This is a genomic window from Pseudomonas sp. G34 (assembly GCF_031119625.1).
GTDB lineage: Bacteria > Pseudomonadota > Gammaproteobacteria > Pseudomonadales > Pseudomonadaceae > Aquipseudomonas.
In genome coordinates this window covers 16,012-29,100 of sequence record NZ_JAVHZV010000001.1, presented here as the reverse complement: position 1 = coordinate 29,100, position 13,089 = coordinate 16,012, and the positions used below count along the sequence as shown (strand labels likewise).

Genomic DNA, 13,089 nt, shown 5'->3' with positions numbered 1-13,089 from the left:
TGCAGGTATGCCTCGAAGGTAAAGCAAATAGCTACCCGTTCGCAAAGCATTGTCATAAAAGCAATTTAGGGGGTTGACAGCGGTTTGCGAAACCGTAAAATGGCGCGCCTCTGCAGCGGCAACGCAAACAGAGAAAAGAAAGAGCATAGTTCCGCGATAGCTCAGTCGGTAGAGCAAATGACTGTTAATCATTGGGTCCCTGGTTCGAGTCCAGGTCGCGGAGCCAATCTTTCCTCGGGGTGTAGCGCAGTCCGGTAGCGCGCCTGCTTTGGGAGCAGGATGTCAGGAGTTCGAATCCCCTCACCCCGACCATATTTGGGTCGTTAGCTCAGTTGGTAGAGCAGTTGGCTTTTAACCAATTGGTCGTAGGTTCGAATCCTACACGACCCACCATTTCAAGCACTGCTTGAGTAAAGAACCCGCCTAACGGCGGGTTTTTTGCTTTCTGGGCTTTGGTCAGTTCGAGGCCCGCCCCTTATAGGGCCTCGCGCGACAAGGCGCTGGGTTTTCACCCTCGCGGGCTGAAACACCCGGCGTGGTCGAGGGATCGGCGCGCTTTTGTGGAAGCGCGCCATGCGCGCGAAATCGCGGGAGTGGCCCGCACCCACAGGTCGTAGGATGGGTGAAACCCATCAACTACCTGTTCGGCGCCCCGTGGAATTAGTGCAGCTTCAAACGCGGGTCGGTGCTGCGGCCGATACGGTCGCTAAGCATCAGCAGCAACGTGCGGAAGGCGCCGTACAGTGCCATCTGGTGCATGCGATACAGCGAAATGTAGAACATCCGTGCCAGCCAGCCCTCCAGCTTCACGCTACCCATCAGGTTGCCCATCAGATTGCCTACGGCGCTGAAGCTCGACAGCGAGATCAGCGAGCCGTAATCCTTGTAGGTGTAGCTCGGCAGCGGCTGGTTCTGCAGGCGCAGGGCGAGCGATTTGACCAGCAGCGAAGCCTGTTGGTGAGCGGCCTGGGCGCGGGGCGGCACGTTGCGTTCACTGCCATCACCCATCGGGCAGGCGGCGCAGTCACCAAAGGCGAAGATATTTTCGTCGCGCGTGGTCTGCAGGGTACTGGTGACCACCAGCTGGTTGATGCGGTTGCTTTCCAGCCCGTCGAGATCCTTGAGGAAGGCTGGCGCACGAATGCCGGCTGCCCACACCTTGAGGCTGGCGGCGATGGTTTCGCCGTTGGCCAGCACCAGGCCATCGGCGGTGACCTCTTTCACCGCGGCGCCGGTCATCACGTTCACGCCAAGCTTTTGCAGGGTCTTGTGTACCGGCGCGCTGATGCGCTCCGGCAGGGCAGGTAACACCCGTGGCCCGGCTTCGACCAGGCTGATGCGCATGTTTTCCGGGCGGATGCGGTCCAGCCCGTAGGCCGCCAGTTCCCGTGCGGCATGGTGCAGCTCGGCGGCCAGCTCGACGCCGGTAGCACCGGCGCCGACGATGGCCACGCTGACCTGGTCGTTGTCACCCTTGCCCGCGTGCGCACGCAGGTAGTGGCTGAGCAGCTTGCGGTGGAAGCGTTCGGCCTGCTCGCGGGTGTCGAGGAATATGCAGTGGTTGGCGGCGCCTTCGGTACCGAAATCGTTGGTGGTGCTGCCCACCGCGAGCACCAGGGTGTCGTAGGGCAGCTCGCGGGCGGGCACCAGTTCGCGGCTGTCTTCGTCCAGGGTGGCGGCCAGCTGGATGGTCTTGCGCTCGCGGTCCAGTCCGCTCATGCGGCCGAGCTGAAATTCGAAGTGGTTCCACTTCGCCTGGGCGACGTAGTTCAGCTCGTTCTCCGTGGAGTTCAGCGATCCGGCGGCCACTTCGTGGAGCAGCGGCTTCCAGATATGGGTGAGGTTGGCATCGGCCAGGGTGATGTGTGCCTTGCCGCGCTTGCCGAGCTTTCTGCCCAGACGGGTAGCCAACTCCAGGCCGCCGGCGCCGCCGCCGACAATGACGATTCGATGGGTCATGGATCATTCTCACAAGGCTAGGAAATCGGTGGCGAGTCCGGGCGAGCAAAAGCTCCAGCGCCGGGCGACTCATATGCCAATCCGCACAGGCAGTGCCTGCGCGTCAGAAAACGGGTTGTGCTGCGTCGAGGCTGCGTGCCAGACGCCAACTCATCGACAGAAAGCCGGTCGCCTGGGTTCAATTCGTCAGCGGTGCGTTGGCGCATTCTAACAGCGTGGCGGATGCCGGGAGGGAGCTGGCGTGGCTATTCGAGCTGTTCCAGCGGCTCGACCTCGAGCGGGTCGCCCAGGCGAATGATTCCAGTGTGAATCACCCGTGCGGTAATCCCGCCATGGCCGCGCACCGCCTGAAAGGTGCCGAGGCCCAGGCGCTGTTCCAGCTTGGCGCACGGCTGGCACCAGCCGGTGGTTTCCAGAACCGCCTGGCCGATACGAAAACGCCGGCCCTTTAGGCTGAACAGGTTGATGCCGCTGACGGCGATATTGCGCCTGAGATCTTCGGGCTTTATCGCTTGCTCAGGGTTGCGGCCAAGCAGGGCGCTGATCACCGCCAGGTGCTCCCACTGGATCAGCGTGACCTGGCGTGCATTGCGCGGGCCGGGGCGCGCATGATCGCCGGTCAGGCCTGCTTCGCGGCGGGCCTCGACGGCATCGAGCGTCAGCATCTCGGCAAGGCGTTCAGGCCGCACGCCGATCCAGCGTACTTGGCCCTGTTGCGGCACCGCGGCGATGAGAGTTTGCAAAGGGCTCATGGTGATTCCGTGGGGGCTATATTGCTGCCGATTGTGCTTGGCGGATTACGCCTAGGAACCTGTTCACGATCTTGATGTGCATGAAGCTGCAGCTACAAGGCAAAAGCGGACATCGGGTGCTGACGCTCTTGTAGGGTGGACGACGCTTCTCCCGTCCACCGCTCCGAAACCGTAATGGTGGATGAAAAAAGCGCCATCCACCCTACGTCCGCGTTCGTCACTTAGCTGCCAAAATTGACGAGCCTGGGTAAGGCGTAATCTGAACGGCAGCTCGATCAATGCCGACTGGGCGGCAGGTCATCGGAGAACAGATCATCCTCGAGCGGGTTGCCCGGAATCGCGTGTTCCTCCGCTGCCCAGGCGCCCAGGTCGATCAGCTTGCAACGCTCGGAGCAGAAAGGCCGGCTTGGGCTCTGCGGGCCCCATTCCACGGGGGCTGCGCAGGTAGGGCAGGCGACGAGAGTAGGTGTGGTCATGGTTGGCCTCCGTTCAAGGTCAGGTAAAAGGCATGCAGGCGCTCGACCTCCTGTTTGACCCAGGCCAGGTCGCGGTCGTTGACCAGCACGTCATCGGCATGGCTCAGGCGTGTCTCGCGGGTAGCCTGGGCGGCCATGATGGCCTGCACCTGTTCGGCAGACAACCGATCACGCTGCATGGTGCGTTCGATCTGCAGTTGCTCGGGTACATCCACCACCAGGATGCGCTGCGCCAGCTTGTATTGGCCGGACTCGATCAGCAATGGCGAGACCGTGATGGCGTAGGGCGACCGGGCATTGGCCAGGAACTGCGCCACCTCAATAGCGATCAATGGGTGCAGCAGTCGCTCCAGCCAGCCCCGCTCGGCGGGTGATTCGAAGATCAGTTCACGCAGTGCGGCCCGGTTCAGCTGTCCATCAGGTTGCAGCACCTGCTCACCGAAGTGCTCGGCTATCGCCGCCAGTGCCGGCCGACCAGGTTCCACGACCCAGCGAGCGGCCTGGTCCGAGTCGATCACATCGACGCCCAGTGCGGCGAATTGTGCGGCGACGGCACTTTTGCCGCTGCCGATACCGCCAGTTAGGCCGAGCGTCCAGGGTTTCATGGTGAGCTGCCCCTCAGAAAATCAGGGGCGGATTGTAAGGGAGTCGGGCGAGCGTGGCGAATCAGTCGGCGGTAGCCGAGGCCATTGGGACGCCTTAATTGAAACCTGCAAACTGCAAGTAACCCGCGGTAATCTGCTTGCCCCACAGCAGCGCGATAAAGCCGGCAATGGCCAGGTAGGGGCCAAAGGGGATCGGCGTGCTGGTGCTGGCATCGCGCAGGCGTAGCATGATCACTCCGAGCACGGCGCCGACTACCGAAGAGAGCAGAATGGTCAGTGGCAAAATCTGCCAGCCACCCCAGGCGCCAAGCATCGCCAGCAGCTTGAAATCGCCATAACCCATGCCTTCCTTGCCGGTCACCAGCTTGAACAGCCAGAACACCGACCAGAGGCTCAGGTAGCCCGCTACAGCGCCCCACAAGGCATCTTCCAGGCTGGTAAACAGCCCGAAGTTGTTGGCGATCAACCCCAGCCATAGCAGCGGCAGCACCAGAGCGTCCGGCAACAACTGGTGATCGGCATCGATCAGGCTCATCGCCAGGAGGCCCCAGGCCAGCAGCAGCATACCTGCCGCTTGCCAGCCAAAGCCGAAATGCCAGGCGATATAGGCCGAGAGCAGGCCGCAGCTGAGCTCGACCAGCGGGTAGCGCAGGCTGATCTTCGCCTTACAGCCAGAGCATTTGCCACGCAGAAACAGATAGCTGACGACCGGGATATTTTCCCAGGGGCGGATTTCATGCTGGCAATGGGGGCAGCTGGAGTTGGGCACTACCAGGTTGTAGGGCTCGCCCGCCGGCTCGGCGGGCAGCTCTAGCACTTCACGCGCCTGGTTGCACCAGTCGCGCAGCATCATCTTCGGCAGGCGGTGGATCACCACGTTCAGAAAGCTGCCGACCAGCAACCCGACAATTAGCACACAGAAAACGAAGGCCGGCGTATTGCCGGCCAGGAAGTCGAAAGCGGACATTAAACGACGTTGCCCAGTTGGAAAATTGGCAGGTACATGGCGATGATCAATCCACCAACCAGTACACCAAGTACGGACATGATCAAGGGCTCCATCAGGGCGGTGAGCCCGTCCACAGCATTGTCGACTTCTGCCTCGTAGTAGCTGGCGACCTTGTCTAGCATGGTATCCAGTGCGCCTGACTCCTCGCCAATAGCTGTCATCTGGACAGCCATCGCAGGGAATACGTTTGTTGAGCGCATGGAGAAGTTCAGCTGCATGCCGCTGGTGACATCTTGTTTGACTTGGTTGACAGCATTGCGAAATACCACGTTGCCGGTAGCTCCAGCTACGGAATCCAATGCTTCGACCAATGGAACCCCGGCAGCAAAGGTAGTTGAGAGGGTTCGGGCATACCTAGCCACAGACGACTTGTAAACAATGTTTCCTACTATCGGCGTTTTGAGGACGGTTCTATCGAGCCCATTCCTAAACTTCTCAGAGCGTTGCTTGGCCTGCATAAATGCGTAGCCGGCGCCAATCAAGGCTATCAGAAAGATAAACCACCACTCCTGGAGTCCCTCCGAGATTCCGATCACGAAAAGCGTAAAGGCTGGAAGCTCCGCGCCGAAGCTGGAGAACACTTCCTTGAACTGCGGCACGACCTTGATCAACAAAATGCACGAGACGATTACCGCTACTGCAATAACCGCAAGCGGGTAATTCATGGCTTTCTTGATCTTGGCCTTGAGGGCCTCGGTCTTTTCCTTATAAGTGGCGACCCGATCAAGTAGTGTTTCCAGCGCACCAGACTGTTCGCCTGCATCCACCAGGTTGCAGAACAAGTCATCGAAGTACTGAGGCTTGGTACGTAGCGCCGCGGCGAAGCTGTTACCTGCAGCCACGTGCTGCTTGATCTCATCTACCAGCTTGCGCATGTTGGGGTTTTCCAGCCCGTCGGCAATGATGTCAAACGACTGCAGCAGCGGCACGCCGGCCTTCATCATGGTCGCCATCTGTCGCGCAAACAGGGCGATATCCATGGGTTTGATTTTCTTGCCGGCCCCGAATAGCGAGATGCCCTTCTTGCGCACCTTGGTCGGATTGATGCCCTGTTTGCGTAATTGCGCCTTGACCAGGGCCGGGTTCTGACCGTTTAGCTCGCCCTTGACCACTGCGCCCTTGCGATCCTTGCCTTCCCAGACGAAGGTACTGGTCTTGGGCGCTTTTGCTGCTGCTGCCATGGTTAATCCTTGGTCACGCGGTTGACTTCCTCAAGGCTGGTCACGCCTTGCATGGCCTTTACAAGGGCCGAGGTGCGCAGGTCGTTAAAGCCATCTTTGCGCATTTGCGCGGCAATATCGATGGAGTTGCCTTCCTCCATGATAATCCGCTGCAGGCTCGGCGTGTTTTTAACCACTTCATAAATACCGACACGGCCTTTGTAACCGTTCTTGCAATTTTCACAGCCAACCGGGCCATAGATCTTGAAACTGCCGATCTTGCTCTCCGGAAAACCTTCCTCCAGCAACACCTCGCGTGGCACATCCACTTCCTTCTTGCAGGAGGCGCACAGCTTGCGCGCCAGGCGCTGGGCGATGATCAGGTTTACCGAGGTGGCGATGTTGAAGGAGGGCACGCCCATATTGCGCAGGCGGGTGAGGGTCTCTGCTGCACTGTTGGTGTGCAGGGTCGACATCACCATATGGCCCGTTTGCGCGGCCTTGATAGCGATGGAGGCAGTATCCAGATCGCGGATCTCGCCGACCATGATGATATCCGGATCCTGGCGCAGGAAGGCGCGCAGCGCCTGAGTGAAGTCCATCCCCTGCTTGGGGTTCACATTAACTTGGTTGATGCCCTCCAGGTTGATCTCGACCGGATCTTCGGCGGTGGAAATGTTCACATCGGGCGTGTTGAGGATATTCAGACCGGTATAGAGGGATACGGTCTTGCCCGAGCCGGTGGGGCCAGTGACCAGGATCATGCCCTGGGGCTGTTTTAGCGCATTGAGATACAGCTCCTTCTGGATCTCCTCATAGCCCAGGGCATCAATACCCATTTGCGCACTTGAAGAGTCGAGAATCCGCATCACGATCTTCTCGCCCCATAGTGTGGGCAAGGTATTGACGCGAAAATCGATGGACTTGCTCTTGGAAATTTTCATCTTGATCCGGCCATCCTGCGGCTTGCGCCGCTCGGAGATGTCCAGGCCGGCCATGACCTTCAGGCGTGCAGAGATTCGTGGTGCCAGCTGGATAGGCGGGCGTGCTGTTTCGTGCAGAATGCCGTCGGTACGAAAGCGTACGCGGTAGGTTCTTTCGTAAGGCTCGAAATGAAGGTCCGATGAGCCGCCTTTAATGGCATCGAGCAGCATCTTGTTGACGAAGCGCACCACCGGCGCGTCGTCAGCGTCCTGACCGCTACCATCATTTATCTTTTTGTCGTCATCGACAGATTCAGTTTCCAAGCCATCCAGGTCGACATCGCCCATATCCTCCAGCCCGGTATGACCCGAATCGAAGAACTTATCGATGGCGTCGCCCAGCTTGTCGTCCTCAACAAGCAACGCTTCTGTAGAGAGTCCCGTGCTGAACTGAATATCGGTGACGACCTGATGGTTGGAGGGGTCGGATATGCCTATGAAGAGCTTGTTGCCACGACGCCACAAAGGCAGTGCGCGATGCTGACGCACCAGCTTTTCGCTGACCAGATCCTTAGGCTGGTTTTCCTTATCCAGGGCGCTAAGGTCGAAATAAGCGATACCGAACTGATCCGCCGTCAGCTCGGCCAGTGCCCGGCTTTTCACCAGCTTGTTCTGGGCCAAGTAATGCACCAATGAAAGCTTGTTGCGCTTGGCTTGCAATTGCGCCTGTTGAGCGGCCTTTTCGTCCAGCAGTTCGGCCAGTACCACTTGCTTAGCCAAGCCAGAAAGGGGGATGTTTTCGCTCATGGGCACCTCTGCATCAGTAGATGGGTGCGTTATAGCGCAGATGCCAAGGGCTGCCAAACCTGATGCTCTGAAGTGACCAAAAATGTCACAAGGTGCTCATGCCGGCCAGGCCGGTTCAGTGGGCCTAGCTAAGTTAAATGATGGTGATGTGAATTGCTGCGCAGAAAATAAGGTTCTAGTGACCGTGTGAGCTGTTGGCATGATTTCTGCTATGCCATACGTAGGCTTGTCTGCCTACACTCATTATTCTGGTTCGGAGATGCATATGAAGGCTCAAAAAGGTTTTACCTTGATTGAACTGATGATCGTTGTAGCGATTATCGGTATTTTGGCAGCAATTGCTCTGCCCGCGTACCAGGACTATACCAAGCGTGCTCGCGGTGCCGAAATTGTTTTGGCCACTGCACCTTACAAGCTCGGTGTTACTGAGTGTGTTGCTAACGGCAACTGCCTGAATGCGGCCGCTAACGGTATTACTGTTCCTCCGTCTGCCTCGCGTGCGGCTTCTTCGGTTCCGGCTGATCTCGCGTCAACGAATGCTCCTGCAACAGCTCAATATAGCACTATCACTGTTGGCACTGGTGGTGTCGTCACCGTAGTGCCGAAGGCCACCAATGGCTTCGTTGCGGGGGATGAATACATTCTCACTCCAACTTATAACACTACTACTCGCAACGTGACTTGGGCTGTGTCCGGCCAATGCGTAACGAAGGGCTGGTGCAAAGGTAGCTAAGCTTTATATGGTCTAGTTGCTTAGAGCGCCTCTCATCATTGAGAGGCGTTTTTTTTTGGCTGCTGTAAGTGGTGGTGTGCTTGAGTAAAATAGCGTTCATACTCGCTTTTCTGATTTGCGGGGCTTCGTTTGTTCTCCCGGTTAGGGATTATCCCGACGGAGACTTCTATTCGGATGCAACGGCGTTGATTCTGTCGCTATGCGTTGTTGTATGTTTTGGTCGGCGTGTGGCAGTGACGCATGTTGTCTGGGCATTTTCTTTTTTTCTTCTGATTGCTCTCGCGGTTGGTGGTAGGGGTTATTACTATCAAAGCTGGTTCCTTCCGGCTGCAGCTATTACTTGTTTATTTTTGTATTCTTCTACGGTGTCTGCGTTTGAAGCTAATTTTCGTGATTCTTTTCTCGCTGGATGTCTTTGGGGGGTGGTCGCTGGAGGTTTTTTTAACGTTGTGTTGGGGTATTTTCAGTTGTTTGGCTGGGTTGATCATATTTCGGTGTTGGTCTTTCGCGGTGGATACCAGGTGTATGGGAATTTTGGGCAGCGGAATAACTTTTCTACATATCTTTTGGTTTTTTCGATTGCCTTGTGTGGGCTGATCGGGAAAAAAAATATCAATAGTGTGCTCGCAGTAATAATATTAGCCTTAGTGTCGCTTTTAGTGGCCTATGCGGCTTCTCGTATGGCTGTCCTTGCGGTACTGACGCTCCTGTTTTTAGCTCTAATAATTGGTAGGGTGCGTGGTTGGTCTACTAAAGAGTCTACGGCTATTTATAGTTATGCCTTTTTTTCGATTTTCTTTTCTCTGTGCTTGATTGTTTTATGGTTCTTTGATTTGGGCTCTTCGTCACGTATCTCTGCTGCGGGTGATGCCTCTCGCTTGCAGGAATGGGGAAAGGCCTGGAGTATATTTTTGAATCACCCCTGGGGAGTTGGTTTCGGTAACTATGCGCGCTATAGTTTCATTTACCAGCTCGAGTCCGGTTTGCCTTCGCAGATAACCTGGTCTCACGCTCACAACATTGTATTTCATTTTTTGGTCGAGTTGGGTGTGTGGGCTTTGCCTTTATTGCTGCTCGCTATATGGGTACTTAAGGGGGCGCTTGGTAGCTGTCTGAGAAATAATGTTGACGGTCTTGTTGTGGCTGCTGTCTTATTGATTTTTTGTGTGCATAGCCTGCTTGAATATCCCCTCTGGTACATGAATTTTCTTGCTTTGTTTTTGTCGTTTTTGGCGATATATATGCCGGTTGTTAAGAGGCTAAGTGGAAGAGCTGTAAGAGTGGTTGCGGCGTGCGGCGTGGTTTTGGGAGTGGTGGTTATTTTTGGATATTCTTCCCTTGCGGGGTATGTCTATCCCACAAAAGATTCTCGAGTGAATTTGCAGCGGATGCAGGAGTTGATCGAGTACTCACTCAATCCGGCACTTGATTGGCCTGCTGACAGGGTTTTGATGGAGTATCTTGTTGTTGAGGATGGGCCTGAGTGGGAATACAAAATGTGCAAGGCCATTTTTATGGTAGTAAAGGAGCCTAATTATATTTATCTGGAGCGTGTCGCTCTATTTGCTCTTGCGCGGCAGAATTTTGATTTTGCCTCTTCTGTTTTAAAAGCGAGATATGTGGTTTACCCCAATTTGCCTGATGGCTATCTGGTCGAGAGTATTCGAAGGATTTGGCCTGATCGCGAAATTACCTATCTTCAAAAAATCGCCTCAGAAAGGCAGGCCGGTTTCCCTGGCTTTAAGGCATATGAGCTAACAATTCCTGAGTACTGCAACAGTTATAAATAAGTGACTGCGTCGCGGTATGGCAGATCACTCGTAGTGCTAGATTAGCGAAGCGTAATCCGTCGTTCACCGTGAACTTCGACATTCTCCACTACACCAAGCGCCCTGCCTCTTGCGGGGCGTTTTGCTTTCTGGTTTCCGCGGTGCGGCGGGCCTCGTTCGGCGGATTACGCCTTCGGCTAATATGCCACACGAATTTTGCTGCATACGGAATGGCTGTTCACTCGGATAAATGCTTAGGGGCAATCAATTGAGTGCCTCGAGTCTGTCGTAGCCACTGCAGCAGCTAAGCATCGCCAATCCACGCCGGAAAAAACCTGAACCAAAAACCCTCTCCCCTTTCCACTGACCATTGCTGAATAGATGTTTCAAAAGGCTTCGCTTTGGCTGGCTGTGGATGAACTGGGTGGAGAGCTCCCGCATGACTATGGAAGACGGCCGTCGGCCCTTACGCATTACCCTTACAGCGCTGGTGATATTGCTTCTTGGCCTGGTGATTGCCGGTGGGGGCGGATATCTCGCGACGTTGGGAGGTTCGTGTTACTACCTCGTGGCCGGCATCTGTCTACTGATAGTCGCAAGCCTGTTGTTTGCTCAAAGGCGGGTGGCGATTGCTCTCTACGGCCTGTTGCTTCTGGGCACCCTCGCCTGGACCCTCTACGAAGTCCGCTTCGACTGGTGGCAGCTGGCGCCTCGTATTGATCTGTGGTGCATCCTTGGCCTTTGGCTGTTCCTTCCGTTCGTCAATCGGCATGTCGGGCGCAATGGCGTCTGGCGTGATGGCGCGACCGGGGTTCTGGGCGTTGGAATCCTTGCCGGTGCCTTGATGGCCGGCTATTCGCTGACCCAGGATTACCATTCCATCGATGGCGAGTTCAGTGATGCGCAGATGCAGGGCGAGGCGGCTGGCGGCATCGCGCAGCGTTCTGCGAGTGAGTGGCCTGCCTATGGTGGCTCCAGGCACAGTGATCGTTATTCGACGGCTAATCAGATCACCCCGGAAAATGCTGGCAAGCTGGAAAAGGCCTGGGAGTTTCATACCGGGGATTTGCCGGGCGAGGGCGACCCTCATGAGCTGACCAATCAGGTCACCCCGCTGAAGGTTGGCAATACCCTGTTTATCTGCACGCCCCATAGCGTGGCGATTGCGCTGGATGCGGACACCGGCGAGGAGCGCTGGCGCTTCGACCCGAGCATCAACCGTGATGCCGAGTACTACCAGCATATGACCTGCCGTGGCTTGGCCTATCACGATGGTGCCGCTGCTGCGGCGACCGCCAATGCAGCCGAGCAGCCTAACCAGCCTGCCGCGCGCTGTGAAAAGCGCCTGTTCCTGCCGACCAACGACGGCACCCTGATGGCGCTGGATGTCGAGGACGGGCAGCCGTGCGAGGACTTCGGCGATGCCGGCACGGTTGATCTCAAGGCCGGGCTGGGTGAGGGCGCGCTTGGCGTCTACCTGCCGACCTCGCCGCCGGTGGTGACCAGCAAGCTGGTGATCCAGGGCGGTTCGATCACCGATAACGGTTCGGTGGACTCGCCCGGCGGCGTGATCCGCGCCTACGACGTGAAAACCGGCGAGCTGGTGTGGAATTTCGATCCGGGCAATCCAAACGCCACCGAGCCGCTGGCACCGGGCGAGACCTATGTGCGCAGCACGCCCAACGTCTGGACGATTCCCACCGCTGACGAAGCCCTGGGGCTTGTCTATCTGCCGATGGGTAACCAGACCCCGGATCAGTGGTCAATCCCGCGTAACCAGTTGGCCGAACGGTTCACGGCCACCCTGGTTGCGCTCGATCTGGCGACCGGCAAGGTGCGCTGGGAGTTTCAGACCGTACACCACGACCTCTGGGACCGTGATTTGCCATCGCAGCCGACCCTGGTGGATATCGATGGTGCGCAGGGCAAGGTGCCGGCGATCATCCAGGCGACCAAGCGCGGCGATCTGTATGTGCTCGACCGGCGCACTGGCGAGCCCGTCGTGCCGGTCAACGAGATGCCGGTGCCGCAAGGCACCGACTACGGCGACACTACCGCGCCCACTCAGCCTGCCTCTGCCCTGACCTATGCGCCGCAGGAGCCGCTGCGCGAGCGCGACATGTGGGGCGGTACGCCGATCGACCAGATGATCTGCCGCATCCAGTTCCGCAAGCTGCGTTACGAGGGGGATTTCACCCCGCCGTCGCAACAGGGGTCGTTGATTTATCCGGGTAACGTCGGGGTGTTCAACTGGCCGTCGGTGGCGGTGGATCCGCAGCGCCAGCTGCTGTTCGGCGCACCGAACTACCTGGCCTTCATCTCGCAGGTGGTCAAGCGTAGCGAGGTCGACCCCGATGAGCGCCTGGGCGGCGGGGAAACCGGCCTGCAGCCCAACCTGGGGGCGCCCTACATGGTGCGCCTGCAGCCGTTCCTGTCGGTGCTGGGCCTGCCCTGCCAGTCGCCGCCCTGGGGCTATGTGACCGCCGTCGACCTGCGCACCATGAAGAAGGTATGGATGCACAAGAACGGCACCAGCCGCGACAGCGCACCGCTGGGCCTGCCGTTCCCGGTCGGCACGCCGGCGCTCGGCGGGCCGATCGTCACTGCCGGTGGCGTAGCATTCATGAGCGGTACGCTGGACTACTACCTGCGCGCCTATGACCTGAAGACCGGCAAGGAGCTGTGGAAAGGCCGCCTGCCGGCGGGCGGCCAGGCGACGCCGATGACCTATGTCTCCGAGAAGACCGGCAAGCAGTACGTGGTGCAGATGGCCGGCGGGCATGGCTCGTTCGGCACCAAGATCGGCGATTCGGTGACTGCCTGGGCGCTGCCCGAGGATAAATAAGCAGGGTATCGCTGCGCTCGACCCGGGCTACGAAAAGCCCAAAAAAACGGC

General features: G+C 57.7%; 10 protein-coding genes and 3 tRNA genes. 6 read left to right on the top strand and 7 right to left on the bottom strand.

Annotated elements, in window-relative coordinates; all coding sequences use genetic code 11:
- The first annotated feature begins 150 nt into the window (after nt 1-150).
- The 3 genes from QYS36_RS00125 (at nt 151) to QYS36_RS00115 (ending at nt 393) form a co-directional block, all read left to right on the top strand.
- Nucleotides 151-226: transfer RNA gene (locus tag QYS36_RS00125), tRNA-Asn, on the top strand.
- 9 nt (nt 227-235) lie between these two features.
- Nucleotides 236-312 (top strand) — tRNA-Pro (locus QYS36_RS00120).
- A gap of 5 nt (nt 313-317) precedes the next feature.
- A tRNA-Lys gene (locus tag QYS36_RS00115) sits at nt 318-393 on the top strand.
- A gap of 267 nt (nt 394-660) precedes the next feature.
- On the opposite strand, the gene QYS36_RS00110 is transcribed toward QYS36_RS00115, so the two are convergent.
- From QYS36_RS00110 to pilB, 7 genes are all read right to left on the bottom strand, one after another.
- Nucleotides 661-1,959, bottom strand: a complete 1,299-nt coding sequence (locus QYS36_RS00110) for an NAD(P)/FAD-dependent oxidoreductase (protein WP_308837566.1) — start codon at nt 1,957-1,959, stop codon at nt 661-663.
- 245 nt (nt 1,960-2,204) lie between these two features.
- Complete coding sequence (locus QYS36_RS00105; protein WP_308837565.1) at nt 2,205-2,711, bottom strand: MOSC domain-containing protein; 507 nt, start codon at nt 2,709-2,711, stop codon at nt 2,205-2,207.
- Nucleotides 2,712-2,986: 275 nt separating this feature from the next.
- Nucleotides 2,987-3,187, bottom strand: coding sequence for a DNA gyrase inhibitor YacG (yacG, locus tag QYS36_RS00100; RefSeq protein ID WP_308837564.1), 201 nt, complete (start codon nt 3,185-3,187; stop codon nt 2,987-2,989).
- Entirely contained in the window at nt 3,184-3,792 is a 609-nt protein-coding gene (gene coaE, locus QYS36_RS00095) for a dephospho-CoA kinase (protein ID WP_308837563.1), read from the bottom strand. The genes yacG and coaE overlap by 4 nt, the downstream gene beginning before the upstream one ends.
- Nucleotides 3,793-3,886: 94 nt before the next feature.
- Nucleotides 3,887-4,759, bottom strand: coding sequence for an A24 family peptidase (locus tag QYS36_RS00090; RefSeq protein ID WP_308837562.1), 873 nt, complete (start codon nt 4,757-4,759; stop codon nt 3,887-3,889).
- Complete coding sequence (locus QYS36_RS00085) at nt 4,759-5,982, bottom strand: type II secretion system F family protein (RefSeq protein ID WP_308837561.1); 1,224 nt, start codon at nt 5,980-5,982, stop codon at nt 4,759-4,761. The genes QYS36_RS00090 and QYS36_RS00085 overlap by 1 nt, the downstream gene beginning before the upstream one ends.
- A 2-nt stretch (nt 5,983-5,984) precedes the next feature.
- Entirely contained in the window at nt 5,985-7,691 is a 1,707-nt protein-coding gene (gene pilB / locus QYS36_RS00080; protein ID WP_308837560.1) for a type IV-A pilus assembly ATPase PilB, read from the bottom strand.
- Between the two features lie 265 nt (nt 7,692-7,956).
- Between pilB and QYS36_RS00075 the strand changes: the two genes are divergently transcribed.
- The 3 genes from QYS36_RS00075 to QYS36_RS00065 all read left to right on the top strand — a co-directional run bounded on the left by QYS36_RS00075 (nt 7,957) and on the right by QYS36_RS00065 (nt 13,038).
- A complete protein-coding gene (locus QYS36_RS00075; protein WP_308837559.1) occupies nt 7,957-8,424 on the top strand; it encodes a prepilin-type N-terminal cleavage/methylation domain-containing protein in 468 nt (155 codons plus the stop codon).
- A gap of 80 nt (nt 8,425-8,504) precedes the next feature.
- A complete protein-coding gene (locus tag QYS36_RS00070) occupies nt 8,505-10,214 on the top strand; it encodes a Wzy polymerase domain-containing protein (RefSeq protein ID WP_308837558.1) in 1,710 nt (569 codons plus the stop codon).
- A 418-nt stretch (nt 10,215-10,632) separates the two neighbouring features.
- Nucleotides 10,633-13,038, top strand: coding sequence for a membrane-bound PQQ-dependent dehydrogenase, glucose/quinate/shikimate family (locus tag QYS36_RS00065; protein ID WP_308837557.1), 2,406 nt, complete (start codon nt 10,633-10,635; stop codon nt 13,036-13,038).
- The last annotated feature ends 51 nt before the right edge of the window (nt 13,039-13,089 follow it).

What these genes read in the sequence shown, in the direction of transcription:
- coaE (WP_308837563.1), bottom strand. Translation starts at nt 3,792, where the DNA reads ATGAAACCCTGGACGCTCGGCCTAACTGGCGGTATCGGCAGCGGCAAA.
- QYS36_RS00075 (WP_308837559.1), top strand. Translation starts at nt 7,957, where the DNA reads ATGAAGGCTCAAAAAGGTTTTACCTTGATTGAACTGATGATCGTTGTA.
- QYS36_RS00090 (WP_308837562.1), bottom strand. Translation starts at nt 4,759, where the DNA reads ATGTCCGCTTTCGACTTCCTGGCCGGCAATACGCCGGCCTTCGTTTTC.
- QYS36_RS00085 (WP_308837561.1), bottom strand. Translation starts at nt 5,982, where the DNA reads ATGGCAGCAGCAGCAAAAGCGCCCAAGACCAGTACCTTCGTCTGGGAA.
- QYS36_RS00105 (WP_308837565.1), bottom strand. Translation starts at nt 2,711, where the DNA reads ATGAGCCCTTTGCAAACTCTCATCGCCGCGGTGCCGCAACAGGGCCAA.
- yacG (WP_308837564.1), bottom strand. Translation starts at nt 3,187, where the DNA reads ATGACCACACCTACTCTCGTCGCCTGCCCTACCTGCGCAGCCCCCGTG.
- QYS36_RS00110 (WP_308837566.1), bottom strand. Translation starts at nt 1,959, where the DNA reads ATGACCCATCGAATCGTCATTGTCGGCGGCGGCGCCGGCGGCCTGGAG.
- pilB (WP_308837560.1), bottom strand. Translation starts at nt 7,691, where the DNA reads ATGAGCGAAAACATCCCCCTTTCTGGCTTGGCTAAGCAAGTGGTACTG.
- QYS36_RS00065 (WP_308837557.1), top strand. Translation starts at nt 10,633, where the DNA reads ATGACTATGGAAGACGGCCGTCGGCCCTTACGCATTACCCTTACAGCG.